This is a genomic window from Streptomyces sp. NPDC051636, from assembly GCF_044453765.1.
GTDB lineage: Bacteria > Actinomycetota > Actinomycetes > Streptomycetales > Streptomycetaceae > Streptomyces.
Map to the genome: position 1 here is coordinate 378,462 of NZ_JBITDA010000001.1, position 22,294 is coordinate 400,755.

A 22,294-nucleotide genomic window follows, 5' to 3' on the forward strand; every position below is an offset into this window, starting at 1 on the left:
ATCCGGGGCTCCGCCCTTTTTACGCGCGTTGCCGGCGGCGTTGCGGCGTGCCCGAGAAGAACCACGGAGGGCCAGGTCTCCGCGCGGGCGCGCGGGGGACCTGGCCCTCGGGCCGTCGGCCTACGCCTTGCGCAGCCGGAACGTCAGGCTCAGGCCCTCGTCCGTGAACGGCTCGCCGTAGGAGTCGTCCGCCTCGCCCTGGGCGCTGTGCTCATTCAAGAAGGCCGTGGCCAGGACCTCGTCGGAGATCAGGGCCGCGTGCTCGGTCAGGGCCGCGACGACCGCCGGGTCGGTGGAGGTCCAGCGCAGCGCGATGCGGTCGGCCACGTCGAGGCCGCTGTTCTTACGGGCCTCCTGGATCAGGCGGATCGCGTCACGGGCCAGGCCCGCCCGGCGCAGTTCCTCGGTGATCTCCAGGTCGAGGGCGACCGTGGCACCGGAGTCGGACGCCACCGACCAGCCCTCGCGGGGCGTCTCGGTGATGATCACCTCGTCGGGGGCGAGGGTGATCGTCTCCCCGTCGACCTCCACCGACGCGGTGCCCTCGCGCAGGGCCAGGGACAGTGCGGCGGCGTCGGCCGCGGCGATGGCCTTCGCCACGTCCTGGACGCGCTTGCCGAACCGCTTGCCCAGCGCGCGGAAGTTGGCCTTCGCCGTCGTGTCGACCAGCGAGCCGCCGACCTCGGCGAGGGACGCCAGCGCCTCGACGTTGAGTTCTTCCGTGATCTGCGCGTGCAGCTCGCGGTCGAGGGACTCGAAGCCGGTCGCCGCGACCAGCGCGCGGGACAGCGGCTGGCGGGTCTTGACGCCCGACTCCGCGCGCGTGGCACGGCCCAGCTCCACCAGACGCCGGACCAGGACCATCTGCCTGGACAGCTCCGGGTCGATCGCGGACAGGTCCGCCTCGGGCCAGGAGGCGAGGTGGACGGACTCCGGGGCGCCGGGGGTGACCGGCACGACCAGGTCCTGCCAGACCCGCTCGGTGATGAACGGGGTCAGCGGGGCCATCAGCTTGGTGACCGTCTCGACGACCTCGTGCAGGGTGCGCAGTGCCGCCTTGTCGCCCTGCCAGAAGCGGCGCCGGGAGCGGCGGACGTACCAGTTGGACAGGTCGTCGACGAACGCCGACAGCAGCTTGCCGGCGCGCTGGGTGTCGTACGCCTCGAGGGACTGGGTGACCTGGTCGGTGAGGGCGTGCAGCTCCGACAGCAGCCAGCGGTCCAGCAGCGGGCGGTCGGCCGGGGCCGGGTCGGCCGCGCTGGGCGCCCAGTTGGACGTGCGGGCGTACAGGGCCTGGAAGGCGACCGTGTTCCAGTACGTCAGCAGCGTCTTGCGGACGACCTCCTGGATGGTGCCGTGGCCCACGCGGCGGGCCGCCCACGGGGAGCCGCCGGCCGCCATGAACCAGCGCACCGCGTCGGCGCCGTGCTGGTCCATGAGCGGGATCGGCTGCAGGGTGTTGCCCAGGTGCTTGGACATCTTGCGGCCGTCCTCGGCGAGGATGTGACCCAGGCAGACGACGTTCTCGTACGACGACTTGTCGAAGACCAGGGTGCCGACGGCCATGAGCGTGTAGAACCAGCCGCGCGTCTGGTCGATGGCCTCGGAGATGAACTGCGCCGGGTAGCGCCTCTCGAACAGCTCCTTGTTCCGGTACGGGTAGCCCCACTGCGCGAACGGCATGGAACCCGAGTCGTACCAGGCGTCGATGACCTCCGGCACGCGTGTGGCCGTCTTCCCGCACTGCGGGCAGGCGAAGGTGACCTCGTCGATGAACGGGCGGTGCGGGTCCAGCTCGGACTGGTCGGTGCCGGTCAGCTCGGTCAGCTCGGCGCGGGAGCCGACACAGGTGAGGTGATCGTCCTCGCAGCGCCAGACCGGTAGCGGGGTGCCCCAGTAGCGGTTGCGGGACAGCGCCCAGTCGATGTTGTTGTTCAGCCAGTCGCCGAAGCGGCCGTGCTTGACCGTCTCCGGGAACCAGTTCGTCTTCTCGTTCTCCTCGAGGAGGCGGTCCTTGACGGCCGTCGTGCGGATGTACCAGGACGGCTGCGCGTAGTAGAGGAGCGCGGTGTGGCAGCGCCAGCAGTGCGGGTAGCTGTGCTCGTACGGCAGGTGCTCGAAGAGCAGACCGCGCTGCTTGAGGTCCTCGGTGAGCTGTTCGTCCGCCTTCTTGAAGAAGACGCCGCCGACCAGCGGGACGTCCTCCTCGAAGGTGCCGTCCGGGCGGACCGGGTTCACGACCGGCAGGCCGTAGGCGCGGCAGACCCGGAGGTCGTCCCCACCGAAGGCGGGGGACTGGTGGACCAGGCCCGTACCGTCCTCGGTGGTGACGTACTCGGCGTTGACGACGAAGTGGGCCTCGGCCGGGAACTCCACCAGCTCGAAGGGACGTTGATACGTCCAGCGCTCCATCTCGGCACCGGTGAAGGTCTGGCCGGTGGGCTCGAAGCCCTCGCCGAGTGCCTTGCCGACGAGCGGCTCGGCGACGACGAGCTTCTCCTCGCCGTTCGTCGCGACGACGTAGGTGACCTCGGGGTGGGCGGCGACGGCGGTGTTGGAGACCAGGGTCCAGGGGGTCGTCGTCCACACCAGGAGCGCGGCCTCGCCGGCGAGCGGACCGGAGGTGAGCGGGAAACGGACGTACACCGACGGGTCGACGACCGTCTCGTAGCCCTGCGCCAGCTCGTGGTCCGACAGGCCGGTGCCGCAGCGGGGGCACCAGGGGGCGACGCGGTGGTCCTGGACCAGCAGGCCCTTGCCGAAGATCTCCTTCAGCGACCACCAGACGGACTCGATGTACGCCGGATCCATGGTGCGGTAGGCGCCCTCGAGGTCCGTCCAGTACCCCATGCGGGTCGTCAGCTCGGCGAAGGCGTCGGTGTGGCGGGTGACCGACTCGCGGCACTTGGCGTTGAACTCGGCGATGCCGTACGCCTCGATGTCCTGCTTGCCGGAGAAGCCCAGCTCCTTCTCGACCTCCAGCTCCACCGGGAGGCCGTGACAGTCCCAGCCGGCCTTGCGGGCCACGTGGTAGCCGCGCATGGTGCGGAAGCGGGGGAAGACGTCCTTGAAGACGCGCGCCTCGATGTGGTGGGCTCCGGGCATGCCGTTGGCGGTGGGCGGGCCCTCGTAGAACACCCACTCGGGGCGGCCCTCGGACTGCTCCAGGGTCTTGGCGAAGATCTTCTGCTCGCGCCAGAAGTCGAGCACGGCGTGTTCGAGCGCGGGCAGGTCGACCTGGGCGGGTACCTGGCGGTACGTCGGCGCTGTCATCTGCGAGCTTCCTCCAACGGACTTGCTGCCTTCCGTCGGAGGGACGAGAGCCGAATGACTTCCGGACGCCGTGTGCGGCGCGCTCCCGCGGTACCACCCTCCTTGGCCCCCGGCGCGCGGTACGCACCGATGAGCCCCCTCATTGGGGTCGCGATACCGGTTCTACTCGCCCGGGGCGGGCTTTCTTCCGGCGGCTCCGGGGTGATCTTCACGTCGCGCTCGCCCCCGGGCTTCCACCGTCCCCGGGTCGCTCTGGGCTGCGTACGCCGCTACTCGTCCCCATCCACGCTTTTCGCTCCGCCCAGTGTACGGCGCCCCGGGGGCAGCGGCAGACCGGTTTCCGGCGGGGCGGGATGACCCGAATGGCGAGGTACGCCTGTTCGGATCCTGGGATGCCCGGCTCGGCGGATTACCTGGCCGGGAGCTGGGCACAACGCATGCAGGCTTGTCGCGCGGGGGTCGCGGGGCGGGCGAATCGGGCGGCGTGCCCCGTTGCCGCGGGACTCAAGTCGATTTATCGTCCCAGCACGATTCGCGTGCAAGATCACAATATGTGAAGGGGCCGCGGCCATGGTGGCGAAGAAGACCGCCGTACAGCAGTCGGCGGCGTCCGGCAGGGCCAGTGCGGGTGCCTCCGGCGGTGGTGCGGCCAGGGGTGTGGGCGGGAAGAAGAGCACCAAGGGGGCGGCCTCCGGTGCGGAAGCGCCGGTGAAGGGGGGTGCGGCCAGGAAGAGCGCGGGCGGGGCGGGCGGGGCTGGGAAGAGCGCGGTCAGGAAGACCGCGACCACGACGGCGGCCAGGAAGGCTGCGGCTGAGAAGACCGCGGGGGCCACGAAGACTGCGGAACCTGCGAAGACCGTGGTCAGGGGAGCCACGGCCAAGAAGACGGCGGCGACGAAGACGGCGGCCAGGAAGACGGCTGCTTCGAAGTCGGCCGGCGAGACGGTCGCTGCCGGGAAAGGGGCGGGGAAGAAGCCGGTTGCCGGGGAGACGGGTGTCTCCCGGGCAGTCGCCGACAGCGGCGTGACGGGCAGGGAGCCGGCCCCTGCGAGGGCGGCCACCAAGAAGGCGACGGCTGTAGAGCCGGGCGCCAGGACCACCGGGAAGAAGGGTGCAGCGAAGAAGGCCCCGGCCAAGAAGGCGGCGACGGCCAAGGAGCCCGGCTCCGGGAAGACTGCGGCCAAGGAGTCCGATGTCGTGAAGGCGGTGGCGAAGGGAACGGGCGGCCGCAGGGCGGCGGCCCCGGAGACCGGGCCCGGGAAGTCGGCGGTCGAGAAGGCGGTCTCCGCAAAGGCGGCGGCCGGGGAGTCGGGTGCCGAGGAGGTCGTCGCCCGGGAAGCTGCCGCCACGGGGACCGGCCCCAGGACGGCGGCGGCCAAGAAGCCGGGCGCCGGGAGAGCTGCCGCCAAGGAGGCCGGCGGGAAGGAACCCGGAGCCAAGGGACCCGGCGTCAAGGAGGCCGGTGCTGAGGGTAGCGGTAGCGGAGTGGCGGGCACCGAGGAGACGGTGGCCGGGAAGAGTTCGGCCAACAAGGCGGGCGCGGCGCAGGCCGCGAAGCAGACGGGAGCCACGACGGTGGTTGCGAAGAAGACTCCTGGCACGGCCACGGCGGCGAAGACCGCCGTCCCCAAGGCACGCCTCGCCGCGGTGGAGCCCGGCGAGCTCGCGGTACGCCCCGGCGAGGACCCCTGGACCCTCGAGGAGGTCGAGGAGGCACGCGCCGAGCTGCAGTCCGAGGAAGCGCGGCTCAGCGCGGAGATCACCGCGTCCGAGCAGTCCCTCGCCGGGCTCATGCGGGAGTCCGGGGACGGGGCCGGCGACGACCAGGCCGACACCGGCGCCAAGAACATCACGCGCGAGCACGAGATGGCGCTGGCCGCCAACGCGCGCGAGATGCTCATCCAGACCGAGCGCGCCCTGGAACGCCTCGAAGCGGGCACGTACGGTCTGTGCGAGAACTGTGGCGACCCCATCGGCAAGGCCCGTATGCAGGCCTTCCCCAGGGCCACCCTGTGCGTGGAGTGCAAGCAGAAGCAGGAACGCCGGTACTGAGCCGGTGACCAGCACAGGGGTCCGCCGGGGCGTGCCGTAGTCTCGTGTGAAGTCAGGCACCTAGGTTGAGGGACTCACGTGGCAGAGGCGGAGCGCATCATCGGTACGCCGGACACCCCGGACGCGGCTGGAGCGGGGGACCATGGGACCGCGGCGACCGCGGCGACTGCGGCGGCCCCGGCCGAGCGGCCCCGGGGCCGGCGCCGGATCGCCGTGCTGTTCTCGGTGGCCGCCTTCGCGTACGCCCTCGACCTGGTCAGCAAGCTGGTCGTGGTCGCGAAGCTGGAGCACCACGCGCCGATCAAGGTGCTCGGGGACTGGCTGGAGTTCACCGCCATCCGCAACCCGGGCGCGGCCTTCAGCTTCGGACAGGCCTACACGGTCATCTTCACGGCCATCGCGGCGGCCGTGATCGTGGTGATCGTCCGCCTCGCCCGCAAGCTCTACAGCCTGCCCTGGGCGATCGCGCTCGGCCTCCTGCTCGGCGGCGCCCTCGGCAACCTCACCGACCGGATCTTCCGCTCGCCGGGGATCTTCCAGGGCGAGGTCGTCGACTTCATCGCGCCCAAGGGCTTCGCGGTGTTCAACCTGGCCGACTCCGCGATCGTCTGCGGCGGCATCCTCATCGTGCTGCTGTCCTTCCGCGGCCTGGACCCGGACGGCACCGTCCACAAGGACTGACGGCGCGGGAGGCTCGGTCGGCGCTGCCGGACCCGTCCGGCATACTCGACGGGTGAGCACGCTTCCCGAGATCCGTACCCTGCCCGTGCCCGACGGCCTGGAGGGCGAGCGCGTCGACGCCGCCATCTCCCGCATGTTCGGCTTCTCCCGTACGAAGGCCGCCGAGCTCGCCGCGGCGGGGAAGGTCTCGGTCGACGGCGCGGTGGTCGGGAAGTCCGAGCGGGTGAGCGGCGGGGCCTGGCTCGAGGTCGAGATGCCGCAGGCACCCGCGCCCGTGCAGGTCGTCGCCGAGCCGGTCGAGGGCATGGAGATCGTGCACGACGACGATGACGTGGTCGTGATCGTCAAGCCGGTCGGCGTCGCCGCCCACCCCAGCCCCGGCTGGAGCGGGCCGACCGTCATCGGGGGGCTCGCCGCCGCCGGCTACCGCATCTCCACCTCGGGCGCCGCCGAGCGGCAGGGCATCGTCCACCGCCTCGACGTCGGCACCTCCGGCCTGATGGTGGTCGCCAAGTCCGAGTACGCGTACACGTCGCTCAAGCGCCAGTTCAAGGAGCGCACGGTCGACAAGCGCTACCACACGCTGGTCCAGGGCCACCCCGACCCGACGAGCGGCACCATCGACGCCCCCATCGGCCGACACCCCCAGCACGACTACAAGTGGGCCGTCACGGCCGACGGCAAGCCCTCGGTGACGCACTACGACCTCATCGAGGCCTTCCGCGCCGCCTCCCTGCTCGACGTGAAGCTGGAGACCGGCCGCACCCACCAGATCCGCGTCCACATGGCAGCCCACCGCCACCCGTGCGTCGGCGACCTGACCTACGGCGCCGACCCCACGCTCGCCAAGCGGCTCCGCCTGACCCGCCAGTGGCTGCACGCCGTACGGCTCGGCTTCGAACACCCCGGGGACGGGCAGTGGGTGGAGTTCGCGTGCGACTACCCGGAGGACCTGCAGCAGGCCCTGGACCAGGTCCGCGAGGAGACCTACGCGTGAGCCTCGGCTACGCCGTGCGGGTCGCCGAGGACGCGGCCGGCCGCGAGGCCTGCTTCGCCGTGCGCAAGGAGGTCTTCGTCGGTGAGCAGGGCGTCCCCGAGGACATCGAGTACGACGCCTACGACGCCGTCGCCGTCCACGTGCTGGCGGTCCGGGAGGACGGCGTGCCGCTGGGCACCGGACGGCTGCTGTACGGCGAGGCGGCCACCGGCAAGACCGGCGGTGACGCGTCCGTGGGCTCCCTGGGGCGGCTGGCCGTCGCCAGGGAGGCGCGCGGACTGGGCGTCGGCGTGGCATTGGTGCGGGCCATCGAGGACGCGGCACGCGCGCGTGGGCTGACGGCGGTGGACCTGCACGCGCAGACCCAAGCGCTGGGCTTCTACCAGCGGCTCGGATACGTGGCGTACGGGCCGGAGTACCCGGAGGCGGGGATTGCGCACCGGGCGATGCGGCGCGCGCTGTAGCAGGGGAGGCCGAAAGGCCGGTGAGCAGGGGGCCATGGCAGGCTTGAGGTCAGCCGTGTGACGTCGACCTCCCGGAGCGCTGGCCGTGGATCAGTTGGCCCTGTTGTTCGTGCTGTTGCTCGGGGCCCTGGTGAGCGTGCCGGCGGGGGACCGGTTGGGACTGCCGGCGCCGGTGCTGATGACGCTGCTCGGCATCGTGCTCGCGGTGGCCGACTTCGTGCCCAACGTGAACATCCCGCCGGACCTGATCCTGCCCGCGTTGCTGCCGCCCCTGCTGTACGCGGCGGTACGGCGGACGTCCTGGCGGCAGTTCACCGCCAACAAACGGCCGATCTTCCTGCTCGCCGTCGCCCTGGTGTTCGTCACCATGGTGTGCGTGGCCGCCGTCGCCTCCGCGATCGTGCCGGGACTGCCGGTCGCCGCCGCCGTCGCGCTGGGCGCGCTGGTCGCCCCGCCCGACCCGGTCGCCGCGACCGCCGTGGCCGGACAGCTCGGGCTGCCGCGCCGGCTGGTGTCGATCCTGGAGGGCGAGGGGCTGTTCAACGACGTCACGGCCATCGTGCTCTACCACGTGGCGATCGCCGCCGTGGTCAGCGGGAGCTTCTCCCCGTGGCGGGCCGGACTGGACCTCGTGCTGTCCGCCGTCGTCGCGGTCGCCGTGGGCATCGCCCTCGGCTGGGGCGCGAACCGGCTGCTGGACCTGCTGGGCGACCCGACGCTGCAGATCGGGCTGACACTGCTGGTGCCGTACGCCTCCTACGTGCTCGCGGAGGAACTGCACGGCTCCGGGGTGCTCGCCGTGCTCACCACCGCGCTGTTCATCGCCGAGTACGCCTCCGACCCGGACGACGTGATGACCCGGCTCGCGGGGCACGCCTTCTGGGACATCGTCGACACGCTGGTCACCGGGGTGGCGTTCGGGCTGATCGGACTGGAACTGCACAACGCGATCCGGACGGCGGCCGGGCGGTGGGGCGAACTGCTCGGCTGGGCGGCCGCGATCCTGGGCGTGGTGGTCCTCGTACGACTGCTGTGGCTGATGCCGGCGACCTGGCTGACCAAGCGGCTGCATGCGAGGCGGGACTACGACGAGGACATCCCGACGAGCTGGCGGGAGACCGTCGTGATGTGGTGGTCCGGGATGCGGGGCGTGGCGTCCGTCGCGTTGGCGCTGGCGATCCCGCTGCGGACCGACGACGGGTCGGCGTTCCCCGACCGGGACGAGATCGTGTTCATCGCCTTCGGGGTGATCATGGGAACGCTGGTGTTGCAGGGGCTGACCCTGCCGTGGCTGGTGAAGAGGCTGGGGGTGCGGGCGGACACCGAGCGCGAGAAGGAGTTCGAGAAGGAGCTCGCCGTGCGGGCGGCGAAGGCGGCGAAGCGGCGGCTGAAGGAGATCGAGCAGGTCGAGGAACTGCCGGAGGAGCTGTCCGAGCAGATGGCGCGGCGGGCGTTCGACATCGGGCTGCGGATCAGTCCCGACGTGGGGGAGGACGAGCGGCGGGAGGCGCACGAGAAGCGGGTGCGGAGGCTGAAGCGGGTGCGGCGGATCCAGGGCGAGATGCTGAGCGCGGCCCGGCACGAGGTGATGGCGGCGCGGAGCGAACCCGGGGCTGATCCGGAGATCGTGGACCGGGTGCTGCGGCATCTGGACGTGCGCAGTCTGCGGTGACCGTGCAGTGCCCCGTCGGCGGGCTTCCGTGCGCGGACCTCATCAGCCCCTGCCCGTCCTCGGCTGCTCATAGGCGCGGCGGTGGACACCGTCCTGAGAGGGGATGCGGGCCCAGTGCGCAGGCAGCACCGCGTCGGCCGTGTTGACGCGGGGCAGGGCGTAGGGGTGTTCCGCGCACAGCCAGGTGATCATCTGTTCGCGGACCGTGACCCGGACCGTCCAGATGTCGTCGGCGTCCTTCGCCGTCACCAGGGCGCGCACCTGGATGGTGTTGGGCGTGGAGTCGGTGACCTGGAGGCCGTGGGCGCGGCCGTCCCAGGCCGGGCATTCGCGCAGGATGTCCCGGAGCTTCTCGCGCATCGCCTCGATGGGCGCGGTGTGGTCGAGGTGCCAGTAGACGATGCCGGTCATCTGCGGGGTGCCGCGCGACCAGTTCTCGAACGGCTTGGACGTGAAGTAGGACACCGGCATGGTGATCCGGCGCTCGTCCCAGGTCCGCACCGTCAGGAAGGTCAGCGTGATCTCCTCGACCGTGCCCCACTCGCCGTCCACCACCACCGTGTCCCCGATCCGCACCATGTCGCCGAAGGCGATCTGCAGTCCGGCGAATATGTTGCTCAGCGTGGACTGCGCGGCGACACCGGCGACGATGCCGAGGATGCCGGCCGAGGCCAGCAGCGAGGCACCGGCCGCGCGCATCGCGGGGAACGTCAGCAGCATCGAGGCGGCGGCCACGACGATGACGATCGCCGAGACCACGCGCATGATCAGCTCGACCTGGGTGCGCACCCGGCGCACCCGGGCCGCGTCCCGGTGCACGCGCGCGTACCGGCTGTACGACGTCTCGACTATCGCGCCCGCGATCCGGATCACCAGCCAGGCGGCGGACCCGATCAGCACCAGGGTCAGCGTCCGGCCGATGGCGGTCTGGTGCCGCTCCAGCAGCTTCGCCTGGTCGTAGGACCCTCGGAGCATGGCGGAGCAGAGTACGAGCTGGTAGGGGATGCGCGCCCGGCGCAGCAGTCCCCACAGCGGTGTCTCATGGTCTTGTTCGTCGGCCTTGCGCAGCAGCCGGTCCGTGGCCCAGCCGATGGCCAGGGTGACCAGGACCGCGCTGCCGATCACGATCAGCGGGCGGAGTGCGTCCATGCCTGCGAACCTAACCGCCGCTCCGGGGGCATGAACATGTGACTTCGACGTGTATGTGGGTACGGCCGGACGCGGTCACGGAGCGCCACTGTCGTACCCGGCTGGCACCATGGCCTCATGAACATCGCTCTCTTTCACTCGACCTATGGCCTCAGGCCCGCGGTGCGCCGGGCCGCGGACCGGCTGCGTGCCGCGGGGCACGAGGTGTGGACGCCGGACCTCTTCGGGGGGCGCACGTTCGACACGGTCGAGGAGGGCATGGCCTTCAACGACGAGGTCGGCAAGGACGAGCTGCTGAAGCGGGCCGTCCTGGCCGCCGCGCCCTACTCGGAGCGGGGCCTCGTGTACGCGGGGTTCTCGCTCGGCGCCTCCATCGCGCAGACGCTCGCGCTCGGCGACGAGAAGGCCCGTGGGCTGCTGCTCCTGCACGGCACCTCGGACCTCGCGCCCAACGCCTCCGTGGACGACCTGCCCGTGCAGTTGCACATCGCCGAGCCGGATCCGTTCGAGACGGAGGACTGGCTGAACGCCTGGTATCTGCAGATGAGCAGAGCGGGCGCCGACGTGGAGGTGTACCGATACGCCGGGGCCGGTCACCTGTACACCGACCCCGACCTGCCGGACTACGACGAGGAGGCCGCCGAGGCCACCTGGCGGGTGGCTCTCGGCTTCCTCGAATCGCTCTAGCGGGCGGCTACACGGGGTCGTAGGTCCGCTCGACCTTCTGCGTGCCGCTGCGCGTGCGGTACGAACGCGCCCAGGCCGCGGTGGCGTTCGCGTCCGTGCGGTCGGACAGCACGTAGTAGTCCATCTGCGCGCGGTCGGCGGTGATGTCCAGGACGCCGTAGCCGTGCCGGTCGGTGTCGACCCAGTGCACGTGCCGGTTGGCGGCCTTGATGACCGGCGCCGCGATCGCGGAGACCGTGCCCTCGGGCACCCTCACGATGTCGTCGAGGTTGTCGGAGGTGACGGAGGTGATCACGAACTCGGTGGCCGCCGACGCGGACAGCGGGTACGTCCCGGCGTCCACCGGTACGTCGTTTGCCCACGCCATGTGTATGTCACCGGTCAGGAAGACGGTGTTGCCGATGGCGTTCGAGCGCAGGTGGTCCAGCAGTTCGCGCCGGTCGTCGGTGTAGCCGTCCCACTGGTCGGTGTTGAGAGCGAGGCCTTCCTGCGGCAGCCCGAGCAGCGTGGCGAGCGGCTTGAGCAGGTCGGCCGAGAGGGAGCCGATGGCGAACGGCGAGATCATCACCGAGTTGCCGACCAGGCGCCACTTGGTGTCGGAGGCCTTCAGACCGGCCTTCAGCCAGTCGAGTTGGGCGCGGCCGGTGATCGTGCGGTCCGGGTCGTCGACCGAGCCGCTGGCCGTGGCCGCCTGCTGGGAGCGGAAGGAGCGCAGGTCCAGCAGGGAGAGGTCGGCGAGCTTGCCGAAGCGCAGCCGGCGGTAGGTGGTGCCGGCGACGGCCGGGCGGACCGGCATCCACTCGAAGTAGGCCTGCTTCGCGGCGGCCTGACGGGCGCTCCAGGCGCCCTCGGCGCCCTCCGTGTGGTTGACCGCGCCGCCCGACCAGGTGTTGTCGGCGAACTCGTGGTCGTCCCAGATGGCGATGACCGGCGCCTTGTGGTGCAGCGCCTGGAGGTCGGGGTCGGTCTTGTACTTGCCGTGCCGCGTGCGGTAGTCAGCGAGGGTGAGGATCTCGTTCGCCGGTGCGTGCTGCCGGACGGCCGTGCCGCGGGCCGCGTACTCGCCGGACTTGTACTCGTAGATGTAGTCGCCGAGGTGCAGCCAGGCGTCGAGGTCGCCGCGGGCCGCGAGGTGGCGGTACGAGGAGAAGTAGCCGGCCTCCCAGTTGGCGCAGGAGACCACGCCGAAGCGCAGGCCCGTGACGGCCGCGTCCGTCGCCGGCGCGGTGCGGGTGCGCGCCACCGGGGAGTCGGTGCCGCCGGCCGAGAAGCGGAACCAGTAGTCGGTGGCCGGCTCCAGGCCGCGGATGTCGGCCTTGACGGTGTGGTCGGAGGCGGCCGTTGCGGTGGTGGAGCCCTTGGCGACGACGGTGGTGAACGCCTTGTCCTTCGCCACCACCCAGCTGACCTCGGTGTCCGGGCCGAGCCCGGAGCCCGGTGCCGCTTCCGCGGTGGGTGTCACCCGGGTCCACAGCAGGATGCCCTCGGGCAGCGGGTCGCCGGAGGCGACGCCGTGCAGGAAGGCGGGCGTGTCCGTGGCGGCGCGTGCCGGGAGCGCGGCGGCGAGCGGACCGGCCAGGACAGCGGTGGCCGCCGCGGCCTTGACGACCGTACGGCGGCCCGGGGAGAGGGAGTTGACGCCCTCGGATGCCTCTGAGGCTTTGTATTCGGCTTTGTATCGACTGGTCACGACCGATCAGGTTACTGATCGGTACGACGGGAGGGCGGGCGAACTCGCAAAGTTCGCCCGCCCTTCACGTGGTCGCTAGGCCTTGAGGGCCTCACCCACCACGCGGTTGAAGTCCGCCACCGTCATGGGCGGGTGGCCCTGGCTGTCGGCCGTGAGCATCTTGCCGTTCATCACGAAGCTCGGAGTGCCCGAGACGCCGTCCTTGTTGTTGTTGAAGGTCTGCGACATGGCCACCGCCCAGGCGTCGTAGGTGCCCTTCTTCACCGCGTTCTGGAACTTGGTGTTGTTCTTCAGCGCGGGCACGGTGTTGGCGACCTTGATGAGGTAGGCGTCGTCCTTGAACTTGTCGGTGGTCTCGTCCGGGTGCCACTTCGTCGAGTACAGCGCGGTCTTGTACTCGAGGAATGCTTCCGAACCGACGTCCAGTGCCGCGCCCATCGCGCTCAGCGCGTTCTTGGACCCCTGGCCGTTGTCCTTGTCGTCGATGAACGTGCCACCGATGTACTGGATCTTGAACTTGCCGTCGTCGATGTCCTTCTTCACCGTCGAGCCGACGACCTGCTCGAACTGGGCGCAGACGGGGCAGCGCGGGTCCTCGTAGACCTTGAGGGTCTTCTTGGCGCTGCTCTTGCCGTAGACGACGGTGGTGCCCTTCGTGCCCGTGGTGTTGGCCGGGGCGACGACCTTGGCGTCCTTCAGGCCTTCCCAGTAGCTGGGCTTGTTGGCCTGGACGACGGCGTAACCTATGCCGCCGGCCGCCGCCAGGACGGCCACGACCGAACCGGCGACGATGGCCTGCCGCTTGGCCTTGTCGCGCTTGGCCTGGCGTTCGCGCTCCTGGCGCAGCCGCTCGCGGGCCGCCGTCTTCGCTGCCGCGCTGTTCCGCTTGCTCATGTTGGTCTTCTCCATGTGGGACGCGCACATGTCGTACGCGGGATACGTGTGGGGGACTGGTCGTGCTCAGCTGGTCAGGCGAAGCCGAGCGAGCACGGCGGTCCACGCCGTCCCAGGGAGTGCACGAGGATCCGGTCGCGGGCGACCGCCGTACGGCGGTGCGTAATCCGTACGCGCCGCACCGCCGAACCCGGCCGGACGGCGACTGCGGCGACCGCGAGCAGCAGCGGCCGGAACGTCGTCGCGGCCGCCGCGCGCACCAGCTGGGCCAGTGCCCGCTCGCCCCGGCGCAGCCAGGCGGCGGCCAGCAGACCGACGCCGATGTGCGCGGCGAGCAGCAGCCAGGCGGTCGCCGGGTCGGCGTGCGCGAGCAGGGCGCCGAGCCGGTCGGTGTCGGTGCCGGTCATCCGGGCGAGCGGGGTGCCCACATCGGCGCGGTTGCCGCACAGCACGTCCCAGCCGACCGAGCGCAGCGGGCCCGCGACCGGGCCGCCCGCGCGGCCGTAGCAGACGTGCTGGCCGGTGGTGAAGACGGTGTCGGCGGCCAGCTCCAGCGGGACCAGCAGGGCGGCGATCCTGCCGAAGCCGCGCTCGCGGCCCGCCAGGGCGTACGCGAGGACGAACACGGCGACCGCGACCACGGCCACCGTGTTCACCGGCAGCGGGACCCGGGACAGCAGCACGTGCGACGCGGTGCTGAGCGTCACGACCAGTGCCGTGAACAGCGCCGCGCGTACGGCTCTGAGCTGGGTCCCGGTTATGTCCATAGCGGAGGAGAGTGTGTCATGGGCCGCTGTAAGAGACCCCTAAAGGGTCCCTGTGAGCTGCCGGTCGGTCACAGGCCCGGAATCCGGCCGTTGCGGAACAGGTCGACGAAAATCTGGTGGTCGGCACGCGCGCGTGCGCCGTAGTCGTGCGCGAAGTCGGTCAGCATGCCCGCGAAGCCCTCCTCGTCGGCCGCGATCGCCGCGTCGATGGCCCGCTCGGTGGAGAACGGCACCAGGGACTCGCCGGACTGGTCGTCGGCCGCCGCGTGCATGGTGGCGGTGGCCCGGCCCAGGTCGGCGACGACGGCCGCGATCTCCTCCGGGTCGTCGATGTCGCTCCAGTCCAGGTCGACGGCGTACGGCGACACCTCGGCGACCAGCTGGCCCGCGCCGTCCAGCTCGGTCCAGCCCAGCCACGGGTCGGCGTGCGCCTGCAGGGCGCGCTGGGAGATCACCGTGCGGTGGCCCTCGTGCTGGAAGTAGTCACGGATCGCCTGGTCCGTGATGTGCCGGGAGACGGCCGGGGTCTGGGCCTGCTTGATGTAGATCACGACGTCGTTCTCCAAGGCGTCGCTGTGGCCCTCCAGGAGGATGTTGTACGACGGCAGGCCGGCCGACCCGATCCCGATGCCGCGCCGCCCGACGACGTCCTTCACCCGGTACGAGTCCGGGCGGGCCAGCGACGTCTCCGGCAGCGTCTCCAGGTAGCCGTCGAAGGCCGCCAGCACCTTGTAACGGGTGGCCGCGTCCAGCTCGATGGAGCCGCCGCCCGGGGCGAAGCGGCGCTCGAAGTCCCGGATCTCGGTCATCGAGTCCAGCAGCCCGAACCGGGTCAGCGAGCGCGCGTCGCGCAGCGCGTCCAGGAGGGCGCCCTGTGCGGTGTCCAGCGTGAAGGGCGGCACCTCGTCGCTCTTGGCGCCGGTCGCCAGGGCGCGGACGCGCTCGCGGTAGGCGGCCGCGTATACCGTGACCAGCTCGGTGATCTGGGCGTCGCTGAGCGCCTTCGCGTACCCGATCAGCGCGACGGAGGCGGAGAAGCGCTTCAGGTCCCAGGTGAACGGGCCGACGTACGCCTCGTCGAAGTCGTTGACGTTGAAGATCAGCCGGCCGTTGGCGTCCATGTACGTGCCGAAGTTCTCGGCGTGCAGGTCGCCGTGGATCCAGACCCTGGACGTGCGCTCGTCGAGGTACGGGCCGCCCCGCTTCTCGGCGTCGAGATCGTGGTAGAAGAGGGCTGCCGTGCCCCGGTAGAACGCGAAGGCCGAGGCCGCCATCTTCCGGAACTTCACGCGGAACGCGGCCGGGTCGGCGGCCAGGAGCTGGCCGAAGGCGGTGTCGAAGACGGCGAGGATCTCCTCGCCGCGCTGCTCGTCGTTGAGCTGGGGGACCGACATCGCTGGGTGCCTCCTGGTGCGTGAACGGGTGCGACGGCGCTGCTGCCGTCTCCAACGCACGAAGGTACGCGTGAGTGCCCGCCGGGTGTCACTCCCGGGGCATAGACTTCGACGCTGTCCCCCAGACTGTCCGCAGTCGGTCCACAGCCGGTCGGAAGATCGTCTACGCACGTTTCCTTTGGAGGCCGAAACCGTGTCAAAGCCGCCCTTCACGCACCTGCACGTCCACACCCAGTACTCGCTGCTGGACGGTGCCGCGCGGCTCAAGGACATGTTCAACGCCTGCAACGAGATGGGCATGACGCACATCGCCATGTCCGACCACGGCAACCTGCACGGGGCGTACGACTTCTTCCACTCCGCGAAGAAGGCCGGAATCACCCCGATCATCGGCATTGAGGCGTATGTCGCCCCGGAGTCGAGGCGCAACAAGCGCAAGATCCAGTGGGGCCAGCCGCACCAGAAGAGGGACGACGTCTCCGGTTCGGGTGGTTACACCCACAAGACGATCTGGGCGGCGGACAGGACCGGCCTGCACAACCTCTTCCGGCTCTCCTCGGACGCGTACGCCGAGGGCTGGCTGCAGAAGTGGCCCCGCATGGACAAGGAGACCATCGCCCAGTGGTCCGAGGGGCTCATCGCCTCCACCGGCTGCCCCTCCGGCGAGCTCCAGACCCGGCTGCGCCTCGGCCAGTACGACGAGGCCCTGAAGGCGGCCGCCGACTACCAGGACATCTTCGGCAAGGACCGCTACTTCCTGGAGCTGATGGACCACGGCATCGAGATCGAGCGCCGGGTCCGCGACGGCCTGCTGGAGGTCGGCAAGAAGCTCGGCATCCCGCCCCTGGTCACCAACGACTCGCACTACACGTACGCGCACGAGGCGGGCGCCCACGACGCCCTGCTGTGCATCCAGACCGGCAAGAACCTCTCCGACCCCGACCGCTTCAAGTTCGACGGCACCGGCTACTACCTGAAGTCCACCGAGGAGATGTACGCCATCGACTCCTCGGACGCCTGGCAGGAGGGCTGCCGCAACACGCTCCTGGTCGCCGAGCAGGTCGACACCACGGGCATGTTCGAGAAGCGCGACCTCATGCCCAAGTTCGACATCCCCGAGGGCTACACCGAGGTCACCTGGTTCAAGGAGGAGGTCCGGCGCGGCATGGAGCGCCGCTTCCCCGGCGGCATCCCCGAGGACCGCCAGAAGCAGGTCGAGTACGAGATGGACGTCATCATCCAGATGGGGTTCCCGGGCTACTTCCTCGTGGTAGCCGACTTCATCATGTGGGCCAAGAAGAACGGCATCGCGGTCGGTCCCGGCCGAGGCTCCGCGGCCGGTTCGATCGTCGCCTACGCCCTCGGCATCACCGACCTCGACCCGATCCCGCACGGCCTGATCTTCGAGCGGTTCCTCAACCCCGAGCGCGTCTCCATGCCCGATGTCGACATCGACTTCGACGAGCGCCGGCGCGTCGAGGTGATCCGGTACGTGACCGAGAAGTACGGCGCCGACAAGGTCGCCATGATCGGCACCTACGGCACCATCAAGGCCAAGAACGCGATCAAGGACTCCGCGCGCGTGCTGGGCTACCCGTACGCGATGGGCGACCGCATCACCAAGGCCATGCCCGCCGACGTCCTCGGCAAGGGCATCCCGCTCTCCGGCATCACCGACCCCAGCCACCCCCGCTACTCGGAGGCGGGCGAGGTCCGGGCGATGTACGAGAACGAGCCGGACGTGAAGAAGGTCATCGACACCGCGCGCGGCGTGGAGGGCCTGGTCCGGCAGATGGGTGTGCACGCGGCCGGCGTGATCATGTCCAGCGAGACCATCACCGACCACGTCCCGGTCTGGGTGAGGCACACCGACGGCGTGACCATCACGCAGTGGGACTACCCGAGCTGTGAGTCGCTCGGCCTGCTGAAGATGGACTTCCTGGGCCTGCGCAACCTCACGATCATGGACGACGCCGTCAAGATGGTGAAGGCCAACAAGGGAATCGACATCGATCTCCTGAGCCTCCCGCTCGACGACCCGACGACCTTCGAACTGCTCCAGCGCGGCGACACCCTGGGCGTCTTCCAGTTCGACGGCGGCCCCATGCGCTCGCTGCTGCGCCTGATGAAGCCCGACAACTTCGAAGACATCTCCGCCGTGTCGGCCCTGTACCGCCCGGGCCCCATGGGCATGAACTCCCACACGAACTACGCGCTGCGCAAGAACGGCCAGCAGGAGATCACGCCCATCCACCCCGAGCTGGAGGAGCCGCTCAAGGAGGTTCTGGATGTCACCTACGGCCTGATCGTCTACCAGGAGCAGGTGCAGAAGGCCGCCCAGATCATCGCGGGCTACTCGCTCGGCGAGGCCGACATCCTCCGCCGCGTGATGGGCAAGAAGAAACCCGACGAGCTGGCGAAGAACTTCACCATCTTCCAGGCCGGCGCCCGCAAGAACGGCTACAGCGACGAGGCCGTCCAGGCGCTGTGGGACGTGCTGGTCCCCTTCGCCGGCTACGCGTTCAACAAGGCGCACTCGGCCGCGTACGGCCTGGTCTCGTACTGGACCGCCTACCTCAAGGCGAACCACCCGGCCGAGTACATGGCGGCGCTGCTGACCTCCGTCAAGGACGACAAGGACAAGTCGGCGGTCTACCTCAACGAGTGCCGCCGCATGGGCATCAAGGTGCTCCCGCCGAACGTCAACGAGTCGGAGTCGAACTTCGCCGCGCAGGGCGACGACGTGATCCTCTTCGGCCTCTCCGCCGTCCGCAACGTCGGCACCAACGTCGTCGAGTCGATCATCAAGACCCGCAAGGCGAAGGGGAAGTACACCTCCTTCCCGGACTACCTCGACAAGGTCGAGGCGGTGGTCTGCAACAAGCGCACCACGGAATCGCTGATCAAGGCCGGCGCCTTCGACTCCATGGGCCACACCCGCAAGGGCCTCACGGCGCAGTACGAGCCGATGATCGACAACGTGGTCGCGGTCAAGCGCAAGGAGGCCGAGGGGCAGTTCGACCTCTTCGGCGGGATGGGCGAGGAGACCAGCAGCGAGCCCGGCTTCGGGCTCGACGTGGAGTTCGCCACCGAGGAGTGGGACAAGACCTATCTGCTCGCCCAGGAGCGGGAGATGCTCGGTCTGTACGTCTCCGACCACCCGCTCTTCGGCCTGGAGCACGTGCTGTCCGACAAGGCCGACGCGGGCATCGCCCAGCTCACCGGAGGTGAGCACGCCGACGGCGCGGTCGTGACCATCGGCGGCATCATCTCCGGCCTGCAGCGCAAGATGACCAAGCAGGGCAACGCCTGGGCGATCGCCACCGTGGAGGACCTCGCGGGCTCCATCGAGTGCATGTTCTTCCCGGCGACCTACCAGCTCGTGTCGACCCAACTCGTCGAGGACGCGGTCGTCTTCGTCAAGGGGCGGCTGGACAAGCGCGAGGACGTGCCGCGCCTGGTCGCGATGGAGCTGATGGTCCCGGACCTGTCCAACGCGGGCACCAACGCGCCCGTGATCCTCACCATCCCGGCCACGCGGGTCACCCCGCCGATGGTCAGCCGCCTCGGCGAGATCCTCAGCCACCACAAGGGCGACAGCGAGGTGCGGATCAAGCTCCAGGGCCCGCGCAAGACGACGGTCCTGCGCCTGGACCGGCACCGGGTGAAGCCGGACCCGGCGCTCTTCGGCGATCTGAAGGTGCTGCTCGGACCGTCCTGCCTGGCGGGCTGAGCGGCCGGGCGACCGACGTGAACGAGGGGCGTGTCCGTGATCGGACACGCCCCTCGTCAGTGCCTGGGCTCAACGGCCCGCGCGCCGGTCTCAGTTGTGGCCGAAGCGCTTGTGCTGCTTACGAGCGACATCCGCCGGGCTGCCCGCCATCTCGGGTTCGTGCGCCTCCACAGGGGTGCGCTGCGTGCGCTCCTGCGGCTGCTCGGCCTGCGAGGAGCGGTTCTTCGGGCCGGCCTGCTTGCGGTTCTTGTTCTTGGCCATGGTGATCTGCCTCCTGAAGGGGGTCTAGGGGCCAGGGCCGCCATCAGATTCACATAGGCTGACAATGAACGCATTCCGGATAATTACCGTCTGTGACAGGCCTGTCGGCGAGCGTGCCGCCGAAACGCCACGCCGAAGATCGAGTTCGGGCCGTTAACCCCCGCGCGGTCGGGCAGACTCGAAGGAAGCCGCAAGCAGAACCTCCGGGGAAGAGGGTGAGTCGCGTGGACCGCTGCATCGTCCTGGTGGACGCCGGGTACTTGCTGGGGGCCGCCGCCAGCCTTCTCGCCGGTGAGCCCTCGCGATCCCGGATCACCGTCGATCACGCCGCCCTCATCCAGGCGCTGCGCGAGCGTGCGGAGGCCGACACCGAGCGTCCCCTGCTGCGTATCTACTGGTTCGACGGCGCCCCCGACCGCGTCCCGCAGCCGGAGCACCGCCGGCTGCGCGTGATGCCCCGGGTCACCGTCCGGCTCGGCGCGCTGACCCGCAGTGACGGACGCTGGGCGCAGAAGGGCGTGGACGCCGCGATGCACGCCGAGCTCACCGAGCTGGCCCGCAACCGCGCCTGCTCCGACGTCGTCCTGGTCACCGGCGACGGCGACCTGCTGCCCGGCATGATGGCCGCCAAGGAGCACGGCGTCGCCGTCCACCTGTGGGCCGTGCAGGCCGCCGACGGCGACTACAACCAGTCCGAGGACCTGGTCGCCGAAGCCGACGAGCGGCGCGTCCTGGACCGTACGTGGATCACCCAGGCCGTGCGGGTCAAGGAGCTCACCGGCATCTGCGCGCCGCCCCCCGCGCCCCGGCCGGAGATCGCCGCGATCCTCTCCGCGCCGCTGCCCGAGTCCTCGCTGGCCGCCGCCGAGCGGCCCGCCGAGGAGGCCGAGCACGCACCGGCCGCCACCGCATCGGAGAACGGCGCCCAGGAGCGGGTGCCCGCGCCCAAGGGCGTGCCCACCCCCAAGGACCTCGCCGCGCTGCGCGCGCCCGGCGCCCACGCCGTCCAGCACCCGGCCACGGCCACCCTGCGCTGGTCCTCCGACAAGGGCTGGGTGGACCGGCCGGGGGTGGTGGCCGAGCCGCCGGAGGCCGCCTCCATGCCGACGCTGGCACAGCTGACCACGGCCGAGCAGCGGTGGGCCGACCGTGAGGAGGACATCACCACGGTCGGCGGGGACCCGTACGAGGTCGGACAGGTGTTCGCCCGGCGGTGGATCTCGCGCCTTGGCGACCAGAGCCACCTGCAGAAGCTGTCCGCCATGTACCCGCGCATCCCGCACCGCATCGACGGCGAGCTGCTGCGCTACGCGGCCCGCTTCGGCCTCCTCGCCCACAAGGACGACCAGATCGACGAGCACGACCGGTACGCCATCCGGGCGGGCTTCTGGCGCGAGATCGACGTGCCCTCGGCCGCGGAGCACGCCCCCGCCGGGGAGTGAGGCCCAGGGAGCGAGTCCGGGAGCGGCCCCGGGGAGCAGGCCCCAAAGGCGAGTAAAGCGCCCGGACCCCGTACTCTCGTCCTTTGTGAGTACGCGCGCGGCACAGGCACTTCGGCATCCGGATGACGTCGTGTGCGCCGTGCGCGGGCTGACCAAGACCTACCCGGCCGTGCGCGGGCGGCGCGGCGTGCCGGGAACCCCCGAGGTGCGGGCCACCGACGGCGTGGAGCTGGACGTGCGGCGCGGGGAGATCTTCGGGCTCCTCGGGCCGAACGGCGCCGGCAAGTCCACCCTCGTACGGCAGCTCACCGGGCTGCTGCGGCCGGACGCCGGCCGTGTCGAGCTGCTCGGCCACGACATCGTGCGGCATCCGGAGCGGGCCGCGCGGATCCTCGGCTATCTCGGCCAGGAGTCGACCGCCCTGGACGAGCTGACCGTCTCCCTCGCCGTCGAGACCACCGGACGCCTGCGCGGCCTGGACGTACGGCGGGCGCGTGCGGAGCGGGACGCCGTACTCGACGAACTGGGCCTCACGCCGATCGCCGGGCGGGCGCTGAAGAAGTTGTCCGGCGGGCAGCGGCGGCTCGCCTGCTTCGCCGCCGCCCTGGTCGGCGAGCGCCCGCTGCTGGTGCTCGACGAGCCGACCACCGGCATGGACCCGGTGGCGCGGCGCGCGGTGTGGTCGGCCGTCGACCGGCGGCGGGCCGAGCGCGGTACGACCGTGCTGCTCGTCACCCACAACGTCATCGAGGCCGAGACCGTCCTCGACCGGGTCGCCGTCCTCGACCAGGGCCGGGTCATCGCCTGCGACACCCCCGCCGGGCTGAAGGAACGGGTGGCCGGCGAGGTGCGGGTGGAGCTCGTGTGGCGGGAGCAGGCGCCCGTGGACGTGCCGGAGGTCGCCGTGCTGCGGGAGCGGGCCGTGGAGGCCGGGCGCCGCTGGACGCTGCGGCTCGCGCCCGAGGAGGCCCGCGCGGCCGTCGCCACGGTCACCGGCGGGGCCGCCTTCGCCGCCCTGGACGACTTCACGCTCGCCACGCCCAGCCTGGAGGACGTGTACCTCGCGCTGGGCGGCGCCGCGCGGCAGGGGCTGGTGAAGGCATGAGCGCGCCGGGCGTGGCGTCCGTAGGTTCCCCTG

16 protein-coding genes are annotated in these 22,294 nt (G+C 70.7%); 9 read left to right on the top strand and 7 right to left on the bottom strand.

The window, feature by feature from the left end:
- Window positions 1-120 precede the first annotated feature (120 nt).
- A complete protein-coding gene (ileS, locus tag ACIBBH_RS01800; protein ID WP_399400872.1) occupies window positions 121-3,273 on the bottom strand; it encodes an isoleucine--tRNA ligase in 3,153 nt (1,050 codons plus the stop codon).
- A 570-nt stretch (window positions 3,274-3,843) separates the two neighbouring features.
- Here ileS and ACIBBH_RS01805 point away from each other — a divergent pair.
- The 5 genes from ACIBBH_RS01805 (at window position 3,844) to ACIBBH_RS01825 (ending at window position 9,139) form a co-directional block, all read left to right on the top strand.
- Window positions 3,844-5,325: a TraR/DksA C4-type zinc finger protein gene (locus tag ACIBBH_RS01805; RefSeq protein ID WP_399400874.1), complete on the top strand. Its 1,482-nt coding sequence runs from the start codon at window positions 3,844-3,846 to the stop codon at window positions 5,323-5,325.
- Between the two features lie 78 nt (window positions 5,326-5,403).
- Entirely contained in the window at window positions 5,404-6,006 is a 603-nt protein-coding gene (gene lspA, locus ACIBBH_RS01810; protein WP_399400876.1) for a signal peptidase II, read from the top strand.
- A gap of 52 nt (window positions 6,007-6,058) precedes the next feature.
- On the top strand, window positions 6,059-7,003 hold the full coding sequence (locus tag ACIBBH_RS01815; protein ID WP_399400878.1) for an RluA family pseudouridine synthase: 945 nt from the start codon (window positions 6,059-6,061) through the stop codon (window positions 7,001-7,003).
- Window positions 7,000-7,467, top strand: a complete 468-nt coding sequence (locus ACIBBH_RS01820; RefSeq protein WP_399400880.1) for a GNAT family N-acetyltransferase — start codon at window positions 7,000-7,002, stop codon at window positions 7,465-7,467. Before ACIBBH_RS01815 ends, ACIBBH_RS01820 begins: the two co-directional genes overlap by 4 nt.
- A gap of 85 nt (window positions 7,468-7,552) precedes the next feature.
- Window positions 7,553-9,139: a Na+/H+ antiporter gene (locus ACIBBH_RS01825; protein ID WP_399400882.1), complete on the top strand. Its 1,587-nt coding sequence runs from the start codon at window positions 7,553-7,555 to the stop codon at window positions 9,137-9,139.
- Window positions 9,140-9,181: 42 nt separating this feature from the next.
- Here the strand turns inward: ACIBBH_RS01825 and ACIBBH_RS01830 are convergent, their stop codons facing one another.
- On the bottom strand, window positions 9,182-10,288 hold the full coding sequence (locus ACIBBH_RS01830) for a mechanosensitive ion channel family protein (RefSeq protein WP_399400884.1): 1,107 nt from the start codon (window positions 10,286-10,288) through the stop codon (window positions 9,182-9,184).
- A 117-nt stretch (window positions 10,289-10,405) separates the two neighbouring features.
- Here ACIBBH_RS01830 and ACIBBH_RS01835 point away from each other — a divergent pair, with 117 nt between their 5' ends.
- Window positions 10,406-10,975: a dienelactone hydrolase family protein gene (locus ACIBBH_RS01835; protein ID WP_399400886.1), complete on the top strand. Its 570-nt coding sequence runs from the start codon at window positions 10,406-10,408 to the stop codon at window positions 10,973-10,975.
- A gap of 7 nt (window positions 10,976-10,982) precedes the next feature.
- Here ACIBBH_RS01835 and ACIBBH_RS01840 read toward each other — a convergent pair whose 3' ends face one another.
- The 4 genes from ACIBBH_RS01840 to ACIBBH_RS01855 all read right to left on the bottom strand — a co-directional run bounded on the left by ACIBBH_RS01840 (window position 10,983) and on the right by ACIBBH_RS01855 (window position 15,720).
- Window positions 10,983-12,665, bottom strand: coding sequence for an alkaline phosphatase D family protein (locus ACIBBH_RS01840; RefSeq protein WP_399400888.1), 1,683 nt, complete (start codon window positions 12,663-12,665; stop codon window positions 10,983-10,985).
- Between the two features lie 75 nt (window positions 12,666-12,740).
- On the bottom strand, window positions 12,741-13,559 hold the full coding sequence (locus ACIBBH_RS01845) for a thioredoxin domain-containing protein (RefSeq protein ID WP_399400890.1): 819 nt from the start codon (window positions 13,557-13,559) through the stop codon (window positions 12,741-12,743).
- A 74-nt stretch (window positions 13,560-13,633) separates the two neighbouring features.
- A complete protein-coding gene (locus tag ACIBBH_RS01850; RefSeq protein ID WP_399400892.1) occupies window positions 13,634-14,326 on the bottom strand; it encodes a hypothetical protein in 693 nt (230 codons plus the stop codon).
- 68 nt (window positions 14,327-14,394) lie between these two features.
- Window positions 14,395-15,720, bottom strand: a complete 1,326-nt coding sequence (locus tag ACIBBH_RS01855; RefSeq protein ID WP_399400894.1) for a DUF2252 domain-containing protein — start codon at window positions 15,718-15,720, stop codon at window positions 14,395-14,397.
- Between the two features lie 193 nt (window positions 15,721-15,913).
- Between ACIBBH_RS01855 and dnaE the strand changes: the two genes are divergently transcribed.
- The gene (dnaE, locus tag ACIBBH_RS01860) at window positions 15,914-19,453 is read left to right on the top strand and encodes a DNA polymerase III subunit alpha (protein WP_399400895.1); all 3,540 of its coding nucleotides are present in this window, start codon (window positions 15,914-15,916) and stop codon (window positions 19,451-19,453) included.
- A 90-nt stretch (window positions 19,454-19,543) separates the two neighbouring features.
- On the opposite strand, the gene ACIBBH_RS01865 is transcribed toward dnaE, so the two are convergent.
- Window positions 19,544-19,714 (bottom strand): hypothetical protein, encoded by a 171-nt coding sequence (locus tag ACIBBH_RS01865; protein ID WP_399400896.1) that lies wholly within the window; start codon window positions 19,712-19,714, stop codon window positions 19,544-19,546.
- A 224-nt stretch (window positions 19,715-19,938) separates the two neighbouring features.
- Between ACIBBH_RS01865 and ACIBBH_RS01870 the strand changes: the two genes are divergently transcribed.
- Both ACIBBH_RS01870 and ACIBBH_RS01875 read left to right on the top strand, forming a co-directional pair.
- Window positions 19,939-21,156 (top strand): NYN domain-containing protein, encoded by a 1,218-nt coding sequence (locus tag ACIBBH_RS01870; protein WP_399400898.1) that lies wholly within the window; start codon window positions 19,939-19,941, stop codon window positions 21,154-21,156.
- Between the two features lie 130 nt (window positions 21,157-21,286).
- The gene (locus tag ACIBBH_RS01875; protein WP_399401466.1) at window positions 21,287-22,261 is read left to right on the top strand and encodes an ABC transporter ATP-binding protein; all 975 of its coding nucleotides are present in this window, start codon (window positions 21,287-21,289) and stop codon (window positions 22,259-22,261) included.
- The last annotated feature ends 33 nt before the right edge of the window (window positions 22,262-22,294 follow it).

Coding starts and splice junctions, on each gene's coding strand:
- ileS (WP_399400872.1), bottom strand. CDS start 3,273: ATGACAGCGCCGACGTACCGCCAGGTACCCGCCCAGGTCGACCTGCCC.
- ACIBBH_RS01805 (WP_399400874.1), top strand. CDS start 3,844: ATGGTGGCGAAGAAGACCGCCGTACAGCAGTCGGCGGCGTCCGGCAGG.
- ACIBBH_RS01830 (WP_399400884.1), bottom strand. CDS start 10,288: ATGGACGCACTCCGCCCGCTGATCGTGATCGGCAGCGCGGTCCTGGTC.
- ACIBBH_RS01835 (WP_399400886.1), top strand. CDS start 10,406: ATGAACATCGCTCTCTTTCACTCGACCTATGGCCTCAGGCCCGCGGTG.
- ACIBBH_RS01845 (WP_399400890.1), bottom strand. CDS start 13,559: ATGAGCAAGCGGAACAGCGCGGCAGCGAAGACGGCGGCCCGCGAGCGG.
- ACIBBH_RS01850 (WP_399400892.1), bottom strand. CDS start 14,326: ATGGACATAACCGGGACCCAGCTCAGAGCCGTACGCGCGGCGCTGTTC.
- ACIBBH_RS01855 (WP_399400894.1), bottom strand. CDS start 15,720: ATGTCGGTCCCCCAGCTCAACGACGAGCAGCGCGGCGAGGAGATCCTC.
- ACIBBH_RS01865 (WP_399400896.1), bottom strand. CDS start 19,714: ATGGCCAAGAACAAGAACCGCAAGCAGGCCGGCCCGAAGAACCGCTCC.